General features: G+C 72.7%; 16 protein-coding genes. 5 read left to right on the forward strand and 11 right to left on the reverse strand.

The annotated features are described in order from the left end of the window. Positions 1-121: 121 nt before the first annotated feature. Positions 122-970, forward strand: a complete 849-nt coding sequence (locus tag ACGF3A_RS41660; RefSeq protein WP_393736105.1) for a maleylpyruvate isomerase family mycothiol-dependent enzyme — start codon at positions 122-124, stop codon at positions 968-970. 15 nt (positions 971-985) lie between these two features. On the opposite strand, the gene ACGF3A_RS41665 is transcribed toward ACGF3A_RS41660, so the two are convergent. The 4 genes from ACGF3A_RS41665 to ACGF3A_RS41680 all read right to left on the reverse strand — a co-directional run bounded on the left by ACGF3A_RS41665 (position 986) and on the right by ACGF3A_RS41680 (position 6,818). Continuing rightward, positions 986-1,978 (reverse strand): helix-hairpin-helix domain-containing protein, encoded by a 993-nt coding sequence (locus ACGF3A_RS41665; RefSeq protein WP_393736107.1) that lies wholly within the window; start codon positions 1,976-1,978, stop codon positions 986-988. Then, positions 1,975-5,421 carry a DNA polymerase III subunit alpha gene (locus tag ACGF3A_RS41670; RefSeq protein ID WP_393736109.1) on the reverse strand — a complete coding sequence of 1,149 codons (3,447 nt, stop codon included), beginning with the start codon at positions 5,419-5,421 and terminating at the stop codon, positions 1,975-1,977. The genes ACGF3A_RS41665 and ACGF3A_RS41670 overlap by 4 nt, the downstream gene beginning before the upstream one ends. A gap of 118 nt (positions 5,422-5,539) precedes the next feature. Next, complete coding sequence (locus tag ACGF3A_RS41675; protein ID WP_393736111.1) at positions 5,540-6,004, reverse strand: GNAT family N-acetyltransferase; 465 nt, start codon at positions 6,002-6,004, stop codon at positions 5,540-5,542. A gap of 43 nt (positions 6,005-6,047) precedes the next feature. Continuing rightward, the gene (locus ACGF3A_RS41680) at positions 6,048-6,818 is read right to left on the reverse strand and encodes an SDR family NAD(P)-dependent oxidoreductase (RefSeq protein WP_393736114.1); all 771 of its coding nucleotides are present in this window, start codon (positions 6,816-6,818) and stop codon (positions 6,048-6,050) included. Between the two features lie 127 nt (positions 6,819-6,945). Here ACGF3A_RS41680 and ACGF3A_RS41685 point away from each other — a divergent pair, with 127 nt between their 5' ends. Together ACGF3A_RS41685 and ACGF3A_RS41690 are read left to right on the forward strand one after the other, a co-directional pair. After that, the gene (locus ACGF3A_RS41685; RefSeq protein WP_393736116.1) at positions 6,946-7,578 is read left to right on the forward strand and encodes a TetR family transcriptional regulator; all 633 of its coding nucleotides are present in this window, start codon (positions 6,946-6,948) and stop codon (positions 7,576-7,578) included. Positions 7,579-7,699: 121 nt separating this feature from the next. After that, positions 7,700-8,728, forward strand: coding sequence for an aspartate-semialdehyde dehydrogenase (locus ACGF3A_RS41690; RefSeq protein ID WP_393736118.1), 1,029 nt, complete (start codon positions 7,700-7,702; stop codon positions 8,726-8,728). 117 nt (positions 8,729-8,845) lie between these two features. Here ACGF3A_RS41690 and ACGF3A_RS41695 read toward each other — a convergent pair whose 3' ends face one another. The 5 genes from ACGF3A_RS41695 to ACGF3A_RS41715 form a co-directional block, all read right to left on the reverse strand. After that, complete coding sequence (locus ACGF3A_RS41695) at positions 8,846-9,916, reverse strand: S1 family peptidase (protein WP_393736121.1); 1,071 nt, start codon at positions 9,914-9,916, stop codon at positions 8,846-8,848. 403 nt (positions 9,917-10,319) lie between these two features. Further along, a complete protein-coding gene (locus ACGF3A_RS41700; protein ID WP_393736123.1) occupies positions 10,320-11,396 on the reverse strand; it encodes a S1 family peptidase in 1,077 nt (358 codons plus the stop codon). A gap of 295 nt (positions 11,397-11,691) precedes the next feature. After that, entirely contained in the window at positions 11,692-12,666 is a 975-nt protein-coding gene (locus ACGF3A_RS41705) for a slipin family protein (RefSeq protein ID WP_393736125.1), read from the reverse strand. 176 nt (positions 12,667-12,842) lie between these two features. Beyond that, positions 12,843-13,754, reverse strand: a complete 912-nt coding sequence (locus ACGF3A_RS41710) for a S1 family peptidase (protein ID WP_393736127.1) — start codon at positions 13,752-13,754, stop codon at positions 12,843-12,845. A gap of 158 nt (positions 13,755-13,912) precedes the next feature. Next, positions 13,913-14,752: a DUF1684 domain-containing protein gene (locus ACGF3A_RS41715; RefSeq protein ID WP_393736129.1), complete on the reverse strand. Its 840-nt coding sequence runs from the start codon at positions 14,750-14,752 to the stop codon at positions 13,913-13,915. 268 nt (positions 14,753-15,020) lie between these two features. Here ACGF3A_RS41715 and ACGF3A_RS41720 point away from each other — a divergent pair, with 268 nt between their 5' ends. Continuing rightward, the gene (locus ACGF3A_RS41720; RefSeq protein WP_393736131.1) at positions 15,021-15,467 is read left to right on the forward strand and encodes a cell division protein SepF; all 447 of its coding nucleotides are present in this window, start codon (positions 15,021-15,023) and stop codon (positions 15,465-15,467) included. 60 nt (positions 15,468-15,527) lie between these two features. Here ACGF3A_RS41720 and ACGF3A_RS41725 read toward each other — a convergent pair whose 3' ends face one another. Together ACGF3A_RS41725 and ACGF3A_RS41730 are read right to left on the reverse strand one after the other, a co-directional pair. Further along, complete coding sequence (locus tag ACGF3A_RS41725; protein WP_393736133.1) at positions 15,528-16,712, reverse strand: acyl-CoA dehydrogenase family protein; 1,185 nt, start codon at positions 16,710-16,712, stop codon at positions 15,528-15,530. 116 nt (positions 16,713-16,828) lie between these two features. Next, positions 16,829-18,445 (reverse strand): MFS transporter, encoded by a 1,617-nt coding sequence (locus tag ACGF3A_RS41730; protein WP_393736135.1) that lies wholly within the window; start codon positions 18,443-18,445, stop codon positions 16,829-16,831. A gap of 186 nt (positions 18,446-18,631) precedes the next feature. Here ACGF3A_RS41730 and ACGF3A_RS41735 point away from each other — a divergent pair, with 186 nt between their 5' ends. Next, positions 18,632-19,789, forward strand: coding sequence for a glycosyltransferase family 39 protein (locus ACGF3A_RS41735; RefSeq protein ID WP_393736137.1), 1,158 nt, complete (start codon positions 18,632-18,634; stop codon positions 19,787-19,789). Positions 19,790-20,002: the final 213 nt, after the last annotated feature.

The raw sequence follows: 20,002 nt of genomic DNA on the forward strand, positions 1-20,002 counted from the left end.
GTCGGCGGATGGCCACGTCGCCGTGGCCGGGCGCGCAGTTCCCCGCGCCCCTGACGGGGCGAACCGGCGGGGCCCGGAAAACCGTTCCCCTGCCCCGGTCCTCCCCGTCTACCGTCGGCGGATGACCGAACCCGACCTCTCCCGTCTCGGACCGCCCATCGACGCCGGGCCCCTCTTCGCGCCCGAGCACGCGGCGCTCATGGCCACCTTGCGCGCGCTCCGGCCGGAGGAGTGGCGTGCGGAGGCGGTGCCGGGGTGGACGGTGCGCGAGCTGGCGGCGCATCTGCTCGGCGACTTCTACGGGCGCCTCGCGCGCGACCGCGACGGGCACCGCGAGGGCCCGGCGCCCGCGCCCGGCGAGACGCTGGAGGCGTTCATCCACCGGATCAACCAGGAGTGGGTCGACGCGCACGCCCGGGTCTCCCCTGCCTCGCTGCTCGACGCGCTGGAGACGGCGGGCGCGCAGGTCGCGCGGTTCTTCGAGGCGGCGGACCCGGACGCGCCGTCGCTGGGCGTCTCCTGGGCGGGCGTCGACCCGGCGCCGATGTGGCTGGACCGGGCCCGGGACCTGACCGAGTTCTGGACCCACCGCCAGCAGCTCCGGCACGCGACGGGCCGGGGAACCGACGACGCACCGCGCGTCCTCTCCGTCGTCCTCGACACCTTCTTCCGCGCCCTCCCCCACACCCTGCGCGCCGTCCCCGCTCCCCCGGGCACGCAGGTCCGGGTGACGGTGCCGGGACCGGCGGGCGGCGCCTGGACCGTCACCGCCGAGGGCGACGAGAAAGGGTGGACGCTGGCCGGGCCGCCCGCCGGCGAGCCCGTCACGCGTGTGGAGCTGGACGCCGAGACCGCCTGGCGGCTGTGCGTCCGGGGCGTCGAGCCCGCCGAGGCCCGGGCCCGTGCCCGTACGGCGGGCGACCCGCGTCTCGCCGACGCGGTCTGCGAGATCGTCTCGATCATCCGCTGAGGGGCGGGCGGGGACTCACGCCGCCACGGCCCCCGCCGGGTACGCCGCCGCCGCGCCGAACCTGACGCGTGCCCGGTCGGCCGCCGCCTCCGCGCGGCGGGCCCGTTCCTCGCGGGGGTCGAAGGAGAGCTGGCGGGCGGCGAGTTCGGCCGCCGTGAGGTTCTCGGCGCGCAGTGCCACGGACCGTACGCGGGCGCGCTGGAGGCCGAGTGCGTCGTGCAGCGCGTAGGCGGCGTGCGTCAGCGCGGGGGTGTGCGCCGTCGGTTCGGGCAGGGTGCGGGTGCGGGTGGTGGCCGACCGGTCGGCGTAGCGGACGGTGAGGCTCAGCCCGTGCGCGACCTGCCGGTCGGTCCGCATCCGGAAGCCCAGCCCGTCGGCGAGCGTGAGCAGCGCGCGCCGCCGCTGCTCCGGGTCCAGCTCGTCGTGGCCGAAGCGGTGCTCGGCGGCGGCCGAGCGCGCCGGGGCCGAGGGGACGACCGGTGTCGTGTCGTCCCCGCGCGCCCGTTCGGCCAGGCGGCGGGCCGTCGCGGCGCCGAGGATCCGCTGGAGCGTGGCGGGAGGGGCCGCGGCGAGGCGCCCGACGCTGTCCAGGCCGTACGAGCAGAGCGTACGGGCGGTCGCGGGGCCGACCCCGTGCAGCGCGGCGACGGGCTTGCGGTCGAGGAAGCGCGCGACGTCCTCGGGGCGCACCTCCCGTACGCCCCCGAAGTCCCCGTCGTGCGCGGCCATCCGCGCGAGCAGCGGGTTGGGGCCGACGCCGACGGTGCACCCCGTCCCGTACCGGGCCGCCGCGCGCAGCCGTACGAGGCGGGCGAGCCCGGCGGCGTCCTGCCCGAAGTAGCGCAGCGCGCCCCGGACGTCGGCGAGCGCGGCGTCGGGCGGCAGCGCCTGGACGACGGGGGTGATGTCGGCGAGCAGGGCGAGGAGCTCCGTGTAGGCGTCCTCGGAACAGCGGCCGAAGTGGACGTAGAGCACGGCGGATACGGTCGTCCCGCTCGCCCGGATCATCCGGCGCTCCCCGGGCTGGAGTGCCACATCTTGCGGACGCCCTTGGCGGTGTCCTCGCCGGGGGTGCGCAGATCGGCCCAGGCGTTCATGCGGACGCCGGGGGCGACCTCGATGGTGCGGCTCGTGGCCTCCCCGTCCTCTTCCGGCGCCGACGTCGCCGCCAGCCGTTCCGTGACCGCGTCGAGGCCGCCGGTGCGGCGCAGTTCGGCCAGTTCGGCCAGGTTCCAGGCGGCGGAGCCGACCACGCTGAGGCTGCGCGGGCCGCGCCGCTGCACCACGCCGCGCACCAGCAGCAGCCAGGAGTGGAAGACGGTGTGCGCGCAGGCGGCGTGGGAGTCGTCGAAGAAGGCGCAGTCGACCAGGCCCGTGCCGTCGTCCAGCGTCGTGAAGATGACGCGCTTGCCGGAGGGGATCGGCGGCGTCTGGGTGGCCGCCTTGGCGCCCGCGACCAGCACGGTCTCGCCGTGCCGCGCGTCGCGCAGCGTACGGGCCGAGCAGGCGCCCAGCTCCCGCAGGAAGTCGTGGTGGTCGCTCATCAGGTGCCGGGAGGCGTCCAGGCCGAGGACGCCGATCTCGGCGCCGAGCCGCTCGTCGCTGTCCATGTCGGGCAGGTGTGCGGGCTCGGGCGCGTCGGCGGGGCCCGACTCGCCCAGCGCGAGCTGGCCCTCGCGCGCGCCCGAGGCGCGCTGCGCGCGGTGCAGCTCGGCGAGGTGCAGCAGCAGGTCGCGCCGGTTGCCGCCGGGCGCGAAGGCGTCCAGCGCGCCGACCCGCGCGAGGCCCTCGGCGACGGGCCGGGGCGGGCGGGCGCGGCGCCAGAGGTCGGCGAGCGAGCCGTAGGGCTGTCCGGCCTCGATCCGCGCGGCGTCCGCCGCGCTGATGCCCTGCACCTCGGAGAGCGCGAGGCGGACGCCCCACAGCCCAGAATCAGACTCCAGTTCGATCCGATAGGACGCGGAGGACCGGTTCACGTCCAGCGGCAGCACCGGCACCCCGCGCCGCCGCGCGTCCGCCAGCAGCAGCCGCTTCGGGTACATCCCGGGGTCGTGCTCCAGCAGCCCGGCGTAGAACGCGGCCGGACGGTGCGCCTTCAGCCACGCCGACTGGTAGGTGGGCACCGCGAAGGCGACCGCGTGCGCCTTGCAGAAGCCGTACGAGCCGAAGGACTCGACGATCTCCCAGGTCGCGGCGATCACGGAGGGCGCGTAGCCGCGCCGTTCCGCCGCGTCGGCGAACCAGGCGCGCACCCGGGCCCGCCCCTCCTCGCCGTTCAGCGCGCGCCGCGCCTCGTCGGCCTTGCCCCGGTCGCAGCCCGTCATGACGGCGAGGATCCTGATCACCTGCTCGTGGAAGATCGCCACCCCGTACGTCTCGCGCAGCACCGGCTCCAGGTCCGGGTGCGGATAGCCCGGGGCGCGCCGCCCGTGCCGGGACTCGATGAACGGCCGCACCATGTCGCCGCCGACGGGCCCCGGGCGGAAGAGCGAGATGTCCACGACGAGGTCGTGGAAGTTCTCCGGCTGCAGCCGCCCCAGCAGGTCGCGCTGGCCCGGCGACTCGATCTGGAAGCAGCCCAGCGTCTCGGAGGACCGGATCAGTTCGTACGTCTCCGGGTCGCCCTCCGGCACCGCGTCCAGGTCGACGCGCTCGCCGCTCGCCCGTTCGACCTCGTCCAGCGCGTACGCCATGGCCGACTGCATCCGCACCCCCAGCACGTCCAGCTTGAGCAGCCCCAGGTCCTCCACGTCCTCCTTGTCGAACTGGGACATGGCGAAGCCCTCGCCGCTGGTCGGCACCACGGGCGTACGGGCGCGCAGCGAGGCGTCCGAGAGCAGCACCCCGCACGGGTGCATGGCCACGCCGCGCGGCAGCCCGTCCAGCCCCTCGACCAGGTCCCAGAAGCGGGGGCCGTGGGTCTCCTCGGCCACGCCCTTCAGCTCCGGCAGCTCGGCGAGCGCGGCGCGCGCGTCCTTCGCCCTGATGTGCGGGAACGCCTTGGCGAGCCGGTCGGTCTCCGCCGGGTCCATGCCGAGCGCGGCGCCCACGTCCCGGATCGCGTGCCGCACCCGGTAGGTCTCGGGCATGGCGACGGTGGCGACCCGCTCCTCGCCGAAGCGGTCGAAGATCGCGCGGTAGACCTCCAGCCTGCGGGCCGACTCGACGTCGATGTCGATGTCCGGGAGCGCGGCCCTGCGCGGGGAGAGGAAGCGCTCCATCAGCAGCCCGTGCGCGACGGGGTCGGCCTGCGCGACGCCCAGCAGGTGGACGACGAAGGACCCGGCGCCCGAGCCTCGCGCCGCGACCCGGATCCCCAGCTCCTTCACGTCCTCGACGACGCGCGCGACGGTGAGGAAGTACGAGGAGAAGCCCAGCTCCTCGATGATCCCCAGCTCGTGCTCCAGCCGCCGCCAGCGCCCCGGGTCCCGCTCGTACCGGCGGGCGACCATCCCGGCGGCGCAGCGCGAGCGCAGTTCGCGCGCGGCGGTGCGCCCGGCCGTGCCGGTCAGCCAGGGCTCGGGGAAGTGCACGCTGCCGATGCCGAGGTCGTCCCCCTGGTCCACGCGGCAGGCGGCGGCGGTCTCCTGGGTGAGGTCGAGCAGCCGGTGCGCGGTGTTCCGCCGGTATCCGGCCGCCTCCGCGACCCGCTCGGCGACGGCGTCCATCTCGGCCGGGCCCTTCAGCCAGCGCTCGCCGCCGTCGAGCCCCCTGCGCGGATCGACGGGGACGAGGCGACGGGCGGCGTCCAGCACGTCGGCGACGGGGCCCTGGCCCGGGTCGGCATAGCGCACGGCGTTGGTCAGCACGGGCTTGACGCCCTCCTGCGCAGCGAGGCCCAGCGCGCGGGCCGCCTCGCGCAGCGGCCCGGAGCCGTCGACGGCGAGGCGCAGATCGTCGCCGAAGACCTCGCGCCACGCGGTCAGCAGCCGGGCCGCGCGGTCGGGCCGCCCGGCGGCGAGCGCGCGGCCCACGTCGGAACCGGCGCCGAGCAGCACGGTCAGCGCGTCCCCGTGGGCCCCGGCCCACGGCAGCAGCGGGCGGTCACCGCCGGGCGGCCCGGCGGCCTCCCGCCCGGCGTGCGCGGCGGTCACCATCCGGCACAGCTCGGCCCAGCCGCGGGCGCCGTCCCGGGCGAGGAAGACGGCGCGCTGTGCCGATTCATCGACAAAGGACCCGCCCCTGACCGGGGTCTTCCTGCGCCGTACGGTCCCGTCGCCGCGCCGCTCCTCCGGCTGCCCGACGGCCAGCTCCACGCCGTACACCGGGCGCACCCCGGCCCGCGCGCTCGCCTTGGCGAAGCGCACTGCTCCCGCGAGGGTGTCCCGGTCCGTCAGCGCGACCGCCTCCATCCCCCGCTCGGCGGCGCGCTCGGCCAGCTTCTCGGGGTGCGAGGCGCCGTACCGCGCGGAGAAGCCGGAGGCGACGTGCAGGTGCACAAAACCGGCCACCGGTCGTCAGCACCTCCCGCCACGTCAGCCCCCTTCTCGTTCTCTGGGACCACCATAAACCAGCCATCGAACTTTTATTCGAATGGCGAGGCGAGAGGGCCTCGGGGAGCCGCCCCCCTCACAGCTCCCGGCGGAAGACGACCCGGTCCAGCGAGGGGCCGTCGTAGTCGGCGACCGGGGCCGAGGCCGTGAAGCCCATGGCCTCGTGGAAGGCGATGGAGCGGGCGTTGACCGGGGAGGTGACGGCCTTGACGGCGGTACGGCCGTCCTCCCGGGCCCGTACGAAGAACCGCTCGTACAGGTCGCGGGCGAGTCCTGTCCTGCGCATGGCGGGCGAGACGCCGGTGAAGTGGATGTAGGCGTAGGCGGGCTCGGAGGGCGACAGGAAGCCGACGACGAAGCCCGCCAGCTCCCCGTCGGCGTCCTCGGCGACGAGGCTGGTCGCGAAGAAGTGGTCGAGGAAGACCCGGGTGAGGTCGCGGGAGGCGGGGCGGCCCCACCAGTCGTCGACGACGGCGATGATCGCGTCGAAGTCGGCGGGCCGCGCGGTGCGGACGGTGTACGGGAGTTCGGCGTCATTCATGATCCGCACGCTACAACTCCCGTACCGGCACACTCACATGGGTTCACATGTGCGTGCCGCCGTCGATCCGCAGCTCCGTGCCGGTGATGAACGCGCCGTCGTCGGAGGCGAGCATCGCGATGGCGCCCGCGACGGTCTCGGGCCCGGCGAAGCCCTTGCCGAGCGCCGGAGTCAGCTTGGCGATCAGCGAGAAGTCCGTGTCCTCCGGCAGCCCCGGGGCGCGCGTCATGCCGGAGTCGATGGAGCCGGGCGCGACGCAGACCGCGCGCAGCCCCTGCTTGCTGTACTCGGAGGCGAGGGCGTGCGTGAAGGACTGGATGCCGCCCTTGGTCGCGGCGTACGCGGCCATGTAGGGGTGCGCGAAGCTCGCCGAGGTCGAGCTGAAGTTGACCAGCACGCCCTTGCCCGTGGCGAGCAGCGCGGGCAGCGCCTGACGGGTCACCAGGAACGTGCCGGTGAGGTTGACGCCGATGATCCGGTTCCAGAAGTCGAGGGTCATGGTCTCGGTGTGCGCGGAGTCCAGGATCCCGGCGGCGTTCACCAGGACGTCCAGGCCGCCGAGGCCCTCGATCGCGCCCCCGACGGCGTCCCGCACGGACGCCTCGTCGGAGATGTCCACGGTGACCGTGGTCAGACGGGCGTCGGTCCCGGCCTGGACGGCCGCCGCACGGGTCTTCTCCAGGCCCGGCTCGGCGATGTCGGCGGCGACGACGGTGCCGCCCTCGTCCAGCAGCCGCGCGACGGTGGCCTGGCCGATACCGGATCCGCCGCCGGTGACGAGGACGCGGCGGCCTGCGAAGCGAGGGAGTGACATGGGTGGTGCTCCTTTTCCGGGAGGGCTGTCCCCCGAGGGATCGCTGTCCACCGTACGCCTGAGTGGCACAACGTGCCACAGTGGCGCAGGACGCAGACTTGCCCGCCGCCTGACGTACGCTTCCCCTATGTCCGCACGTGCTCCTTACGGCCCCACCCTCACCGAGCGGCGCAAGGCCGAGACCGAGTGGGAGATCGCCCGCTGCGCCGCCGACCTGTTCGCCGAGCACGGCGCCGGGGGCGTCACGGCCGAGGACATCGCGCGGGCCGCGGGGGTCTCGCTGCGCACCTTCTACCGGTACTTCCGCACCAAGGAGGAGGCCGTCACCCCGCTCCTCACCGGCGGCGTCCGGCGGTGGCTGAAGGACCTCGCCGCCGCGCCCGGCGAGCTGCCGGTCGCCGAGGCGCTGGAGCGGGCCGTCCGCAGGGCGCTCACCCCCGAGGACGAGGCGGAGGCCGAGGCCCTGCACCGCACCCGCGGGCTGCTGCGCGCCGTGCCCGGCGACCCGGGCCTGCGCTCGGTCTGGCACCGCGTCCACGCCACCACCGAGGAGTCACTGATCCCGGTGCTGACGGCGCTGGCGCGCGAGGACGCCGACCCCCTGGACGTACGGCTGCTCGCGGCGGCGGCGAACTCCGCGATGCGGATCTCCGTGGAGACCTGGGCCGGGGCGGAGGACGACGACGGGGACGGCCCCGCGGAGACCGGCGTCCGCTGCCTGCGGAAGCTCACGGCGGGCCTGGACGTCCCCCGGGCCTGAGCCGCCCGCTGTGACCGAAGTCAAAGAATTGGCCCCCCGTGCCCGCTCCGAGGCAGGGTAGAGGGCACTCAGGAAGGCGCACAGCACAGCGCAGCGCACAGGCATGACATGAAGGAGCCCCATGAAGATCGGGATCGTCGGAGCCACGGGTCAGGTCGGCAGCGTGATGCGCGAGATTCTGGCCGAGCGGGATTTCCCGGTCGACGAGCTGCGGCTGTTCGCCTCGGCGCGTTCCGCCGGGCGGACCCTGCCGTGGAAGGACGGCGAGATCACGGTCGAGGACGCGACCACCGCCGACTGTTCCGGGCTGGACATCGTCCTGTTCTCCGCGGGCGGCGCGACCTCCAGGGCCCTCGCCGAGAAGATCGCCGCCCAGGGCCCCGTCGTGATCGACAACTCCTCGGCCTGGCGGATGGACCCCGAGGTGCCGCTGGTCGTCTCCGAGGTGAACCCCGAGGCCGCGAAGCGCCGCCCGAAGGGCATCATCGCCAACCCGAACTGCACCACCATGGCCGCCATGCCGGTGCTGCGCCCGCTGCACGCCGAGGCGGAGCTGACGGCCCTGGTCGTCGCCACCTACCAGGCGGTCTCCGGCAGCGGCCTCGCCGGTGTCGCCGAGCTGGACGGCCAGGTGCGCAAGGCCGTCGAGGGCGACGCGGCGCGGCTGACCTTCGACGGGGACGCGGTCGACTTCCCCGCCCCCGACAAGTTCAAGCGCCCCATCGCCTTCAACGCGCTGCCGCTCGCGGGCTCGGTCGTCGACGACGGGCTGAACGAGACGGACGAGGAGCAGAAGCTCCGTAACGAGAGCCGCAAGATCCTCGACATCCCCGCCCTGAAGGTCTCCGGCACCTGCGTCCGCGTGCCCGTCTTCACCGGCCACTCCCTCCAGGTCAACGCCCGCTTCGCGCGCCCGATCAGCCCCGAGCGCGCCCGCGAGCTGCTCGCCGGGGCGCCGGGCGTGGAGCTGTCCGACATCCCGACCCCGCTCCAGGCGGCCGGGAAGGACGCGAGCTACGTCGGCCGTATCCGCGCCGACGAGACCGCCGAGAACGGCCTCGCGCTCTTCCTCTCCAACGACAACCTCCGCAAGGGCGCGGCGCTGAACGCCGTGCAGATCGCGGAGCTGGTGGCGGCCGAGAAGAGCTGACCCCGGGCCGCCGGATCCGGCGTACGGACGCACAGAACCCCCGGACGGTGTCCGGGGGTTCCGTGGTGCGTGGGGGGATGTCACTCAGGTCCGCACGGGACCGTCCGACCGGCCGTGTCAGCCGATCTCGGCACCCAGGGCCTCCAGCGCGGTGGTCGCGGGCTGGAAGTAGGTCTCGCCGCCCGCGGAGCAGTCGCCGCTGCCGCCGGAGGTGACGCCGAGCGCCTTGTCCTCGGCGAAGAGCGAGCCGCCGCTGTCACCGGGCTCGGCGCAGACGTCGGTCTGGATCAGCCCGTCGACGGTGCCCTCCGGGTACGAGACGGAGGCGTCGACGGCCTTGACCGAGCCGTCGTGGAGCTGCGTGGTGCTGCCGCTCCGCTGCACCTTCTGGCCGACCTCGGCCTCGGCCGCGCCCGAGATCTTCTGGGTGCTGCCGTTGTAGAGGTTGACCTCGCTCGGGTGGTCGGTGTCGCCCTTGTACATGGCGATGCCGTAGTCGTTGCCCGGGAACTTGCCGTCGCCGCTGTCGGCGATGGCCTCCCCGCCCTCCTTGTCGGACCAGCTCTTGATCGCGGTGGTGCAGTGGCCCGCGGTCAGGAAGCCGGCCTTGCCGTCCTTCGTGACGTTGAAGCCCAGCGAGCAGCGCCCGCCGTCGCCCCAGATCGCGTCGCCGCCCGCGATCTTGGTGGTGAACTTGCCCGCGGTCTGCTTCAGTTCGGCCTTGCCGCCCTGAGCCTTGATCTGCTTCTTGAGCTGGGCGAGCTTCGCGCCCTTGACCGTCTTGTCGGCGGTGACGACGACCTTGTTGGTCTTCACGTCCACCGAACGGGCCGTGCCCGTGACGTCCTTCGCGGTGAGGGCGTCCTTGACCGTGGTCAGCTGGGCCAGGGTGTGCTCGACGACCCGGGCCTTGGCGCCCGCGTCCTCGACCTTCGCCTTGGCGTCGCCGTCGGTCACGTTGACGACGAGCTGCTTGGCCTTGGCGTCGTAGTACGCACCGGCGTCGCCCTTGATGTCCTTCTGGAGGGACGTGGCCAGCTTGGAGGCCGAGGCGGACGACAGGCTCTTCGGAGTGGAGGAGTCCTCAGAGGCGTTGGCGGTGGTGATGGTGAGGGTGCCGGCGGCGAGGGCCGCGACAGCCGCACCCGCGATCGCGACGCGCCGCTTGGATATCTTGTGCTCTCTCAACTCTTTTACCTCCTGTGGGGGGTTGGGCCCGGCGAGGGACTGAGGCCGGTCCCGGAGGAAGTACGGACACACACTTCATTCCCAAGAAGAAGTCGCGTCCATGCCAACTCGTGGCGCCGAGTATTGCGAGAACGTCGGTTAACACACAACCCCCCAGATCGCGTCATCCGTCCCGGCGTTGTCTCCCCGCCCCCCACGGCGCACTCGCAACTCCCCTCGCACGTCGTCCCGGCGCACGCTCGCGGCCGGACACGCGGGGCGACGCCGCGTACTCCCCACGTAAGGTGTACACCTGTCCGGATAACGTCCCTCCGGTACCGGAACACGGAACCAAGGAACCCCCGGACGACGTCCGGGGGTTCCGCCTGGCGTGGGTTGACGTGCTGCTGGTGGAGCTTCGCGGTTACGGGATGGAAGCGCCGTACGCCTCAAGGGCCGGGCCGACGGGCTGGAAGAAGGTCTGGCCGCCGGAGGAGCAGTCGCCGCTGCCGCCGGAGGTGAGACCCAGGGCCTGGTCACCCGCGAAGAGCGCGCCGCCGCTGTCGCCGGGCTCGGCGCAGACGTTGGTCTGGATCGTGCCGCGGACCGTGCCCTCGGCGTAGTCGACGTCCACGTTCAGCGCCTCGACCGTGCCGTCGTGGACCTGGGTGGTGCTGCCGCTGCGCTGTACCTGCTGGCCGACCGTCGCCTCGCCCGCGCCCGAGATCTCCTGGGTGCTGCCGTTGTAGAGGTCGACCGCGCTCGGGTGGTCGGTGTCGGCGGTGTACATCGCCAGGCCGTGGTCGCTGCCGGGGAAGGTGCCGCTCTGGGTGGCCGCGATCTCGCCGCCGCCCTGGGAGTCGGACCAGCTCTGGACGATGTTCGTGCAGTGACCGGCCGTCAGGAAACCCGGCTGGCCGTTGACGGTGACGTTGAAGCCGAGGGAGCAGCGCGCCCCGGAGCCCCAGATGGCGTCGCCGCCCGCGATCTTGGTGCTGAACTCGCCCTTGACCCGCTTGAGCTCGGCCTTGCCGCCCTGTGCCTTGATCTCCTTCTTGAGCTGGGCGAGCTTCGCGCCCTTGACCGTCGAGTCCGCGGTCACCAGGACCCTGTTGCCCTGGGTGTCCACGCCGCGCGAGGTGCCGACCGTCCGCGTCTCGCCCAGCGCGGCCTTGGCGTCCTTGAGCTGGGCCATCGAGTGGTCGACGAGTCTGGCCCTGGCGCCCGCCGCCTCGGCCTTCGCCTTGCCCGCCGCGTCCGTGACGTTCACGACGAGCTGCTTGGCCTTGGCGTCGTAGTACGCGCCCGCGTCGCCCTTGATGTCGCCCGTGAGCGTGGGGGCGAGCTCGGACGCCGCCTTGGCCGACAGGGTCCTGGCGGTGGGAGCCGCCTGGTCGGCACTGGCGTTCGTGGCCAGGGTGAGCGTCCCGGCCGTGAGGGCGGCGATGCCCGTACCCGCGATCAGGACCCGCCGCTTGGATATGCCTCGGTGCTTTCTCAACTCGGTACCTCCGGTGGGGGTGGGGCCCGCCCGAGGGGCAGGTGGACCCGGGAGGAAGTACGACATGGGCGCATTCCCCGTGAGGAAGACGCGTGCATGCCAACTTGTGACGCCGAGTATCGCGAGAACGCCTGTTAACCCACAAGGTGCAGTTCTCGTCATCCGCAAGGGAGTTGGGGAAGTCTTTACCGGATCACTTCCGGCCGTGCCCCCGCACGTCGCCTCCGCGTGCGGACACGGACAGCGACCCCGCGTACCGCGTACGTAGGGAATAGACCTGTCCGGTTATCGCCCCTCAGCCCTCGGATTCCGGCCGGGAGCGGGGCGGTTCGCCCGTCTTCAGCTCGCCGAGCACCTCTTCCGGCAGCTCGGCCGGCGCGGGCTTCCCGGGCTCCACGGCGTCCTCCAGCTCATCGGCCTCGGCCTCGGCGTCGAGGTCCAGATCGATCGCGCCGTCGCGCGGCGCCGCGCTCGCACTCGTACGCGCCCGGGGGCCGCCGCCTCCCCCGCCCCCGCTGTCGTCCCGCGAGCCCTCCAGGAAGCGGAGCAGCTCGACGGGGAAGGGCAGCACCAGCGTGGAGTTCTTCTCCGTGGCGACCGAGGCCACGGTCTGGAGCAGCCGGAGCTGGAGCGCGGCGGGCGTCGCGGACATCCGCTCGGCGGCCTGCGCGAGCTTCTCGGACGCCATCAGTTCGGCGTCGGCGTTGATCAGCCGGGCCCGACGGTCGCGGTGCGCCTCGGCCTGGCGCGCCATCGAGCGCTTCATGGTCTCCGGCAGCGAGACGTCCTTGATCTCGACGCGGTCCACCGTGACGCCCCAGTCGACGGCCGGGCTGTCGATCATCAGCTCCAGGCCCTGGTTGAGCTTCTCGCGGTTGGAGAGGAGGTCGTCCAGCTCGCTCTTGCCGATGATGGAGCGCAGCGAGGTCTGCGCCATCTGCGCGACCGCGAAGCGGTAGTCCTCGACCCGCACGATCGCCGGGACCGGGTCGACGACCCGGAAGTAGACCACGGCGTCCACGCGCACGGTGACGTTGTCCCGGGTGATGCCCTCCTGGGCGGGCACCGGCAGCGTCACGATCTGCATGTTGACCTTCTGCAGCCGCTCGACCGCGGGGAGGATCATCGTGAAGCCCGGCCCCTTGACGGTCTCCCTGAGCCGTCCGAGCCGGAAGACCAGTCCCCGCTCGTACTGCCGGACGACCCGCGCCGCCGCCATCACGTACACGGCTCCCGCGGAGAGTCCCGCGACCACCAGCTCCACGACCATGACGGCCTCCTGTCGACGTCAGCCGACGCGCTCCCGGCGCCCGGGGAATCCCGGGCCATTCGGGAGATTCAGGTGAGTATCTCCACGGTAGCCCCGCGTGGAGACCTCAGTCGATACCCCGGTCAGGACCCCGCCCGCGGCGGGCGGCCGCGGGCGGGGAACGGCGTGCGGTCAGGTCAGTAGACGCTGACGTTGTACGCGCGCAGGGCCTCGGTGACCGGCTGGAAGAAGGTCGTCCCGCCGGAGGAGCAGTTCCCGCTGCCGCCCGAGGTCAGCCCGTGGGCCGTGCTGCCGGAGTAGAGCGGCCCGCCGCTGTCGCCGGGCTCGGCGCAGACGGTGGTGCGGATCAGGCCGTAGACGATGTCACCGCCGCCGTAGTTGACCGTGGCGTTCAGCGCGGTGACCCGGCCGCTGTGCGTGCCGGTGGTGCTGCCGCGCCGGGTGACGGTCTGGCCGACCGTGGGGTCGGCGGCCCGGGTGATGTCGACGCTCCCGACGGTGCCCGGGTGCGCGACGCCGGAGCTGTAGCGCACGAGCCCGTAGTCGTTGGTGGGGAAGCTCGATCCGGCGCTCGGGCCGATGAGGGTGGTGCGTCCGGAGTTGGTGTACCAGTTGCCCGCGCCGTCGGTGCAGTGCCCGGCGGTCACGAAGTAGTACGTGCTGCCGTTGCGGACGTTGAACCCCGCGGAGCAGCGCCAGCTCGTCGCGTAGATCGCGTCGCCGCCCGAGAGGAACTTCTTGAACGTTCCCTTGGTGCGCTGGACGTCCAGGGCGCCGGCGCTGCCACCCGCCGCGCGCTCGATCTTCGCCAGGTCGGCGGCCGACACCCTGCTGTCGGCCGTGACGACGAGGCGGTTGGTCTTCTGGTCGACGTGCCATGCCGTGCCCGCGACATCGGCCTTCAGCACGGCCTCGGAGGCCGCGCCGAGCTGGTTCGCGGTGTAGGCGTGGGGGGACGGAGCTTCTGCCGACGCCGTAGCGGGCACCATGAGCGCCCCGGCGGCGGCCATCCCGGAGGCGGCGGCGATCAGCCGTGCCCGTCTCCCTCGTAACCCGCTACTGCGGGCGGTAGTGCGCTTGATCCTCACTTTTCCTCCCGATCAGGGAAATCAAAGCGTGCTCCTGACAAACGCTGCATGGAGTATTCGCAGTGAAATTCCGGACGCGCAAGTGCCTCTTTCGGACGGATGCCGTCCCTTTCGCGTCAGATCGGGCCCCCCGGCGCATACCTCGCCTCAGCCGTCGCTCAGGCGTCGCTCACGTTCCGCTCCCCCGCCGGGACGTCGAACTCCAGCCTGTTGCCGGGCGGCGGGAAGGGGCACAGGAAGTTGTCCGTGAAGGCGCACGGCGGCAGCGTCGTCCTGTTGAAGTCGACGGTCACCTCGTTCCCGGCGCGGGGCGCCCCGGTGCGCAGGAAGCGGAAGGGGTAACTCGTCCTGCCGCTCGTGCCGTCGGCGAGCACGGCCCACAGCCCGCCGCCCGCGACGACGGAGACCTGGAGCGTGTGCTCACCACCGCCGGGTTCGGTGAAGATCAGGTGCCCGGCGAGACCCAGCCCCCGCTCCCGCCCGTCCGCGTTCCCGACGAGCACGCTGCGCGCCCCTTCCTCGTACGGCCGGAAGGTCCCGGACCGTACCCACGCGGGGTCGTACGGGAAGGCGTCGATCCCCCGGAACGCGCGCCGGGAAGGCGCCTCGGGGTCGAACACCCGCACAGCCCACTGACCCTCACGGCGCATCAGGACCAGCCGCCGCGGCCCGTAGGAGACCCGGGAGGAACCGGGGTCCCCCTCGTCGTCCTCGCCCAGCCTGACCTGACCCGCCAACAGCTCGTCGTCGACGGCCAGCCCGTCCGCCACACCCGCCTCCAGCAGCACCGATGCCCCGTCCGCCGACTCGGCCCACCGGCCCGGGAGTCCGGGGACGGCACCGTCCTCCGCCTCCGCGACCCAGTGCGTGCCGGTCACCGACAGCGGCCCGTACGGCGCCGCGACGGCGGCGGTGCGCTTCTCCCTCCAGCGCTCCCACTCCCGCCGCAGATCCGCCGCGTCCGGCCCGTCGTTCGCTTCCGCGCGCTCAGTGCTCATGGTGATCAACTTACGGCGGGCCTCACCCGTCTGTCCGCCCGGGCCACCCGTCCGGACGGATGGGACAAAAGCGGATGATCTGTCACTCCGTCAGCTTCCGTGCTGGACAAGAGCCCTGATCGAGCGCCATATGTTGTGCACCAGAACCGTCACGAATCACGTCTGGAACGGGTATCCGCTTGGCGCATCATCAGCATCATGGACGACCATAGGAGTTGCGGACGCTGACGAAGCAGTGGGACCCCGCGCAGAAGGAGAGGAGGCGTCCATGGGATCGGTGCGCAAGGCGAGTGCCTGGCTGGGCCTCGTCGACGACAGCGAGATGCGTTACTACGACGACGACTACGCCGAGGGACCGGAGCCCGGAGACGCCGCGCGTGAGCCGTGGGTCACGGATCCCCGGGTGCAGGTGACGGCCGAGGCGGCGCAGGACCAGGGCACCAGAATCGCGACGGTGACCCCGGACGGCTTCCGGGACGCGCGCGGCATCGGCGAGCTGTTCCGGGACGGCGTCCCGGTGATCGTCAACCTGACGGCCATGGAGTCCGCCGACGCCAAGCGCGTCGTCGACTTCGCCGCGGGCCTGACCTTCGGCCTCCGCGGTTCCATCGACCGGGTGGCGACGCGGGTCTTCCTGCTGACCCCTCCGGATTACAAGATCGTGAGCGGTGAGGAGCGTCGCGCCACCGAAGGCGGCTTCTTCAACCAGAGCTGAGCCGGTGGGGAAGGGGGAGGCCCCCTTCCCCACCGGCTCGGCGCCCGTACGGCGGTGTGCCTAGCCCCGGAAGGCGTCCAGGCCGGTCAGGGCCTTGCCCAGGATGAGCTGGTGCATCTCCACGGTGCCCTCGTAGGTGAGCACCGATTCCAGGTTCGTCGCGTGCCGCATGACCGGGTATTCGAGCGAGATCCCGTTGGCCCCCAGCACCGTGCGGGACGTGCGGCAGATCTCGATGGCCTCGCGCACGTTGTTCAGCTTGCCGAAGCTGATCTGCTCCGGCCGTACCGTCCCCGCGTCCACGCGCAGCCCCAGGTGGTGCGCGAGCAGGATCCCCTTGTGCAGCTCGACCGCCATGTCGGCGAGCTTCGCCTGCGTGAGCTGGAAGCCGCCGAGCGGCTTGCCGAACTGCTCGCGCGAGGTCGCGTAGTCGAGCGCCGCCTCGAAGCACGTACGGGCCGCGCCCATCGCGCCCCACACGATCCCGTAGCGCGCGTGGCTCAGACAGCTCAGCGGACCGCGCAGCCCCGAGACCTCCGGCAGCACGGCCTCGGCGGGCAGCCGGACCTCGTCCATCACCAGTTCGCTCGTGACGGAGGCCCGCAGTGACCACTTATGGGTGATTTCCGGTGCCGAGAACCCCGGGCTGTCCGTCGGCACGACGAAGCCCCGGATGCCGTCGTCCGTACGCGCCCACACCACGGCCACGCCCGCGACCGAGCCGTTGGTGATCCACATCTTGCGGCCGGTCAGCACCCAGTCGGAGCCGTCCCGCTTCGCGTACGTCCGCATCCCGGCCGGGTCCGAGCCGTGGTCCGGCTCGGTGAGCCCGAAGCAGCCGATGACCTCGCCGGAGGCCATCCGCGGCAGCCACTCCTGCTTCTGCTCCTCGCTGCCGAAGCGGTGGATCGCGTACATCGCGAGGGAGCCCTGCACCGAGACGAGGGAACGGATGCCGGAGTCGGCGGCCTCCAGCTCCAGACAGGCCAGCCCGTACTGGACGGCGCTGGCGCCCGCGCAGCCGTACCCCTTCAGGGACATGCCGAGGGCGCCGATCCCGCCCAGCTCACGGGCCAGCTCCCGGATGCCGGGCAGCTCACCCTTCTCGTACCAGTCGGCGATGTGCGGCAGCACACGGTCGGCCGCCCAGGAACGCAGAGTGTCACGGACCGCGCGGTCCTCGTCGCTCAGCAGATCGTCGATCCCCAGGGGATCACGCGGGTCGAACGGGGTCTTAGGACTCATGATCCGACGCTACGTTCGAGTAACCCCTTGAACAAGAGCCCCCGCGAGGAGCGCCCCGTCAGGGGCGCGGGGAACTGCGCGGCCAACCACAACGCACCCGCGCACGCGGAACGACATCAGGGGGCAGTCACGGAGGGCGCCTCCGCACGGGCGGCCCGCTGCTCCTTGGGGGCACACTCCATACGCCCCGGCAACCGAAGCGCGGCAAGCGCACCCAGAAGCAGCAACCCGGCACTCACGTACAACGTGACATGCAGCCCCTGCACAAACGCATCGCGCGCGGCAGAGCGAAGGGCAGAGCCCTGTGCCCCTCCAAGCCGCGCAGCGACCTCGTACGCCTCGCCCAGCGAGTGACTCGCGTCGGCGCTCGCGGCACCGGGGACGCCATGGACCTCCCGCACTCCCGGCCCGTACGCGGCGTTCATCACACTGCCGAGGAGCGCGATCCCGATGCCCGCACCGAGCTGGTACGCGGTCTCCCCCACGGCCGCGGCCCCGCCGGACTGCTCGGCGGGGGCCTCGCTCAGCATCGACTCGTAGCAGCCGAAGAGCGTGGTCTCCAGGCCGAAGCCGAGCAGCACGAAGCCGCCGATCAGGATGGGGGGCTTGTCCTCCTGGCCCACGGCGGTCAGGCAGAGCACGGCCAGCGCGGTGACGAGGAAGCCGAGCGAGACCATCGTGCGGGGCCCCAGCAGCCGCAGCATCCGGGAGCCCGCGAGCCCCGCGGCGATCGCGGCGACGGAGAGCGGCAGCAGCCGCAGCCCCGTCTCCAGCGGTGAGAGCCCGAGGACGAGCTGGAGGTACTGGGCCGCCATGAGCGCGAGCCCGACCAGCGCCAGCACGGTGAGCACGATGCAGCCGACCGAGGTACCGAACGCCGCACGGGTGAGCGTCCCGAAGTCGATCAGCGGATACGGGCGCCTGCGCTGGCGGCGTACGAAGAGCGCGATCAGCGTGACGCCCACCACCAGCGGCAGCAGCGTGGCGGGCGAGAAGAGCTCGCCGCTGCCCGCGCGCTTGACGCCGAGGATCACGCAGCAGAGCCCGGAGGCGGCCATGAGCGCGCCGAACACGTCCCAGGGCCCGTTGCGGTCGCTGACGGACTCGGGCAGCAGCCAGCGTCCGACGGGGAGGCTCGCGGCCATCAGCGGGATGTTGATCAGGAAGACCGAGCCCCACCAGAAGTGCTCCAGCAGCAGCCCGCCGACCAGCGGGCCCACGGCTGCCCCGACGGCGGCGACGGCGCTCCAGATGCCGACGGCGAGGGCGCGCTCGCGGCGGTCGGGGAAGACCTGGCGGAGTATCGAGAGCGTCGCGGGCATGATCATCGCGCCGCCGACGCCGAGCAGCGCCCGGGCGGCGATGAGGACCTCGGGCGTGTGCGCGTAGGCCGCGAGGGCCGAGGCGACGGCGAAGAGCGCGTATCCGAACAGCAGCACGCGCCGTCGCCCGACACGGTCGCCGAGCGTGCCGAAGAGGATGAGGAGGGAGGCGCACACGAGCGGGTAGGCGTCGACGATCCAGAGGAGCTGGATGGAGCCCGGACGCAGGTCCTCCGACACCGCCGGCACCGCGACGTGCAGGACGGTGGCGTCGATGGCCACGAGGAGCAGGCTGGCGCAGAGGACGACGAGCACGGTCCAGCGATTGGCACTGCCCGCGGTGCGCGGGCCCGCTCTGTGTTCGGGGACGTCCGCCGCCTCTCGCGCTCCGGCCGTGGTCGTCCCGGACATCTACGCACCTCCTCTTGCTCTCGCACCCGCTGGGGCCATGGGGGGAAATGCCGCGGGGGGACCGTGGCGGCATACGGGCCCGGTACAGACGAGGGGCGAGTGGCCGTTAGCGTACGCGAGTCGGCGGAGTGCCCGCCGTGCCCCCGCCCGTCCGGGCAGCCTGACAGACGACCCATAATCTCCGCCGTGACCGATCTCTCCGCCTCCCCTTCCCAACGCTCCTCTGCCCGCAGACGGGCACGTGACACATGTGTGCGAGCGGCCCCCGCGCTGCTGGCCTACGCGGGGGTGAGGCTGCTGGGTGTGCTGGTGCTGGCGCTCTGGGCGGCCGCTTCGGGGAAGAGCGCGCACCAGTTGCTCTCCGCGCGCTGGGACTCCCTCTGGTACACCCGGGTCGCCGAGGGCTGGTACGGCTACACGGTGCGGCTGCCCGACGGCGGCGTCCACTCCGACCTGGCCTTCTTCCCGCTGCTGCCCGCGCTGGAGCGGGGCCTGTCCGAGATCTCGCCGCTCTCCCCCGCCGACGCGGGGCTGCTGGTGAGCGGGGTCTCCTCGCTCGCCGCCGCCTGGGCGCTCTTCCTCATCGGCGACCGGCTGTACGGGCGAAGCGCGGGGATCTGCCTCGCGGTGCTGTGGGCGGCGCTGCCCGTCGGGATCGTGCAGTCGATGGCGTACAGCGAGTCGCTCTTCACGGCGCTCGCCGCGTGGTCGCTCTGGGCGGTGCTGGACCGGCGCTGGCTGCTGGCGGGGGCGCTGGCCTCGTGCGCGGGGCTGACCCGGCCGGTGGGCGCCGCCGTGGTGGCCGCCGTGTGGCTGGCGGCGCTGGTGCCCTGCTGGCGCGAGCGGCGCCGCCCGGAGGGGCGGGTGGTCCTCGGGCTGCTGCTGGCGCCGCTGGGCTGGTTCGGCTACTTCGCGTGGGTCGGGGTCCGCGAGGGGAGCGTCACCGGCTATCTCGACATCCAGGGGCAGTGGGGCAACGGCTTCGACGGGGGCTGGGCGTTCCTCGGCTTCATCGGGAAGAACCTCACGGGCAGCGTCGTCGGCGGCCTCGGGCTGATCGCCGGGGTCGCGCTGGTGATCTGGCTGTACGTGCTGTGCCTGCGGCAGCGCCAGCCGCTGCCCCTGCTCGTCTACGCGGGCATCGTGCTGGTCCTCGCGCTCTGCGCCAAGGGCTACTTCGGCTCGAAACCGCGGCTGATGATGCCCGCCTTCCCGCTGCTGCTGCCCGCCGCGGTCGCGCTGGCGCGGCTGCGCCCGGTGCGGGCGGGGCTGACGCTGGGCGCGCTGGCGCTGGTTTCGGCCGTCTACGGCGCGTGGTGGCTGCACGGATCCGGCCCGCCGTAAGCGTCCCGGGGCTGTCCGGCGGGCCGTCGCGGTAATGGGCGGAATAAGAACCCCGGCTGGATCCTGAGTGAAGTGTCTTCGTCATGCTCTTCGTCCGGACTTCACGGCTCTCGTGCCCGGAAACCACCGCTCGGAATCAGCCGGTATAAACGACGGCTAAGTCCGGAGCGGCGGCTATTGCACATCACATCGGCATCACGAAGACGCCGCCCT

Source organism: Streptomyces sp. NPDC048172 (genome assembly GCF_043202595.1).
Lineage (GTDB): Bacteria > Actinomycetota > Actinomycetes > Streptomycetales > Streptomycetaceae > Streptomyces.

Bases quoted from the DNA above. Each gene is read 5' to 3' on its own strand.
- ACGF3A_RS41660 (WP_393736105.1), top strand. From the start codon at position 122: ATGACCGAACCCGACCTCTCCCGTCTCGGACCGCCCATCGACGCCGGG.
- ACGF3A_RS41665 (WP_393736107.1), bottom strand. From the start codon at position 1,978: ATGATCCGGGCGAGCGGGACGACCGTATCCGCCGTGCTCTACGTCCAC.
- ACGF3A_RS41675 (WP_393736111.1), bottom strand. From the start codon at position 6,004: ATGAATGACGCCGAACTCCCGTACACCGTCCGCACCGCGCGGCCCGCC.
- ACGF3A_RS41680 (WP_393736114.1), bottom strand. From the start codon at position 6,818: ATGTCACTCCCTCGCTTCGCAGGCCGCCGCGTCCTCGTCACCGGCGGC.
- ACGF3A_RS41685 (WP_393736116.1), top strand. From the start codon at position 6,946: ATGTCCGCACGTGCTCCTTACGGCCCCACCCTCACCGAGCGGCGCAAG.
- ACGF3A_RS41690 (WP_393736118.1), top strand. From the start codon at position 7,700: ATGAAGATCGGGATCGTCGGAGCCACGGGTCAGGTCGGCAGCGTGATG.
- ACGF3A_RS41705 (WP_393736125.1), bottom strand. From the start codon at position 12,666: ATGGTCGTGGAGCTGGTGGTCGCGGGACTCTCCGCGGGAGCCGTGTAC.
- ACGF3A_RS41715 (WP_393736129.1), bottom strand. From the start codon at position 14,752: ATGAGCACTGAGCGCGCGGAAGCGAACGACGGGCCGGACGCGGCGGAT.
- ACGF3A_RS41720 (WP_393736131.1), top strand. From the start codon at position 15,021: ATGGGATCGGTGCGCAAGGCGAGTGCCTGGCTGGGCCTCGTCGACGAC.
- ACGF3A_RS41725 (WP_393736133.1), bottom strand. From the start codon at position 16,712: ATGAGTCCTAAGACCCCGTTCGACCCGCGTGATCCCCTGGGGATCGAC.
- ACGF3A_RS41730 (WP_393736135.1), bottom strand. From the start codon at position 18,445: ATGTCCGGGACGACCACGGCCGGAGCGCGAGAGGCGGCGGACGTCCCC.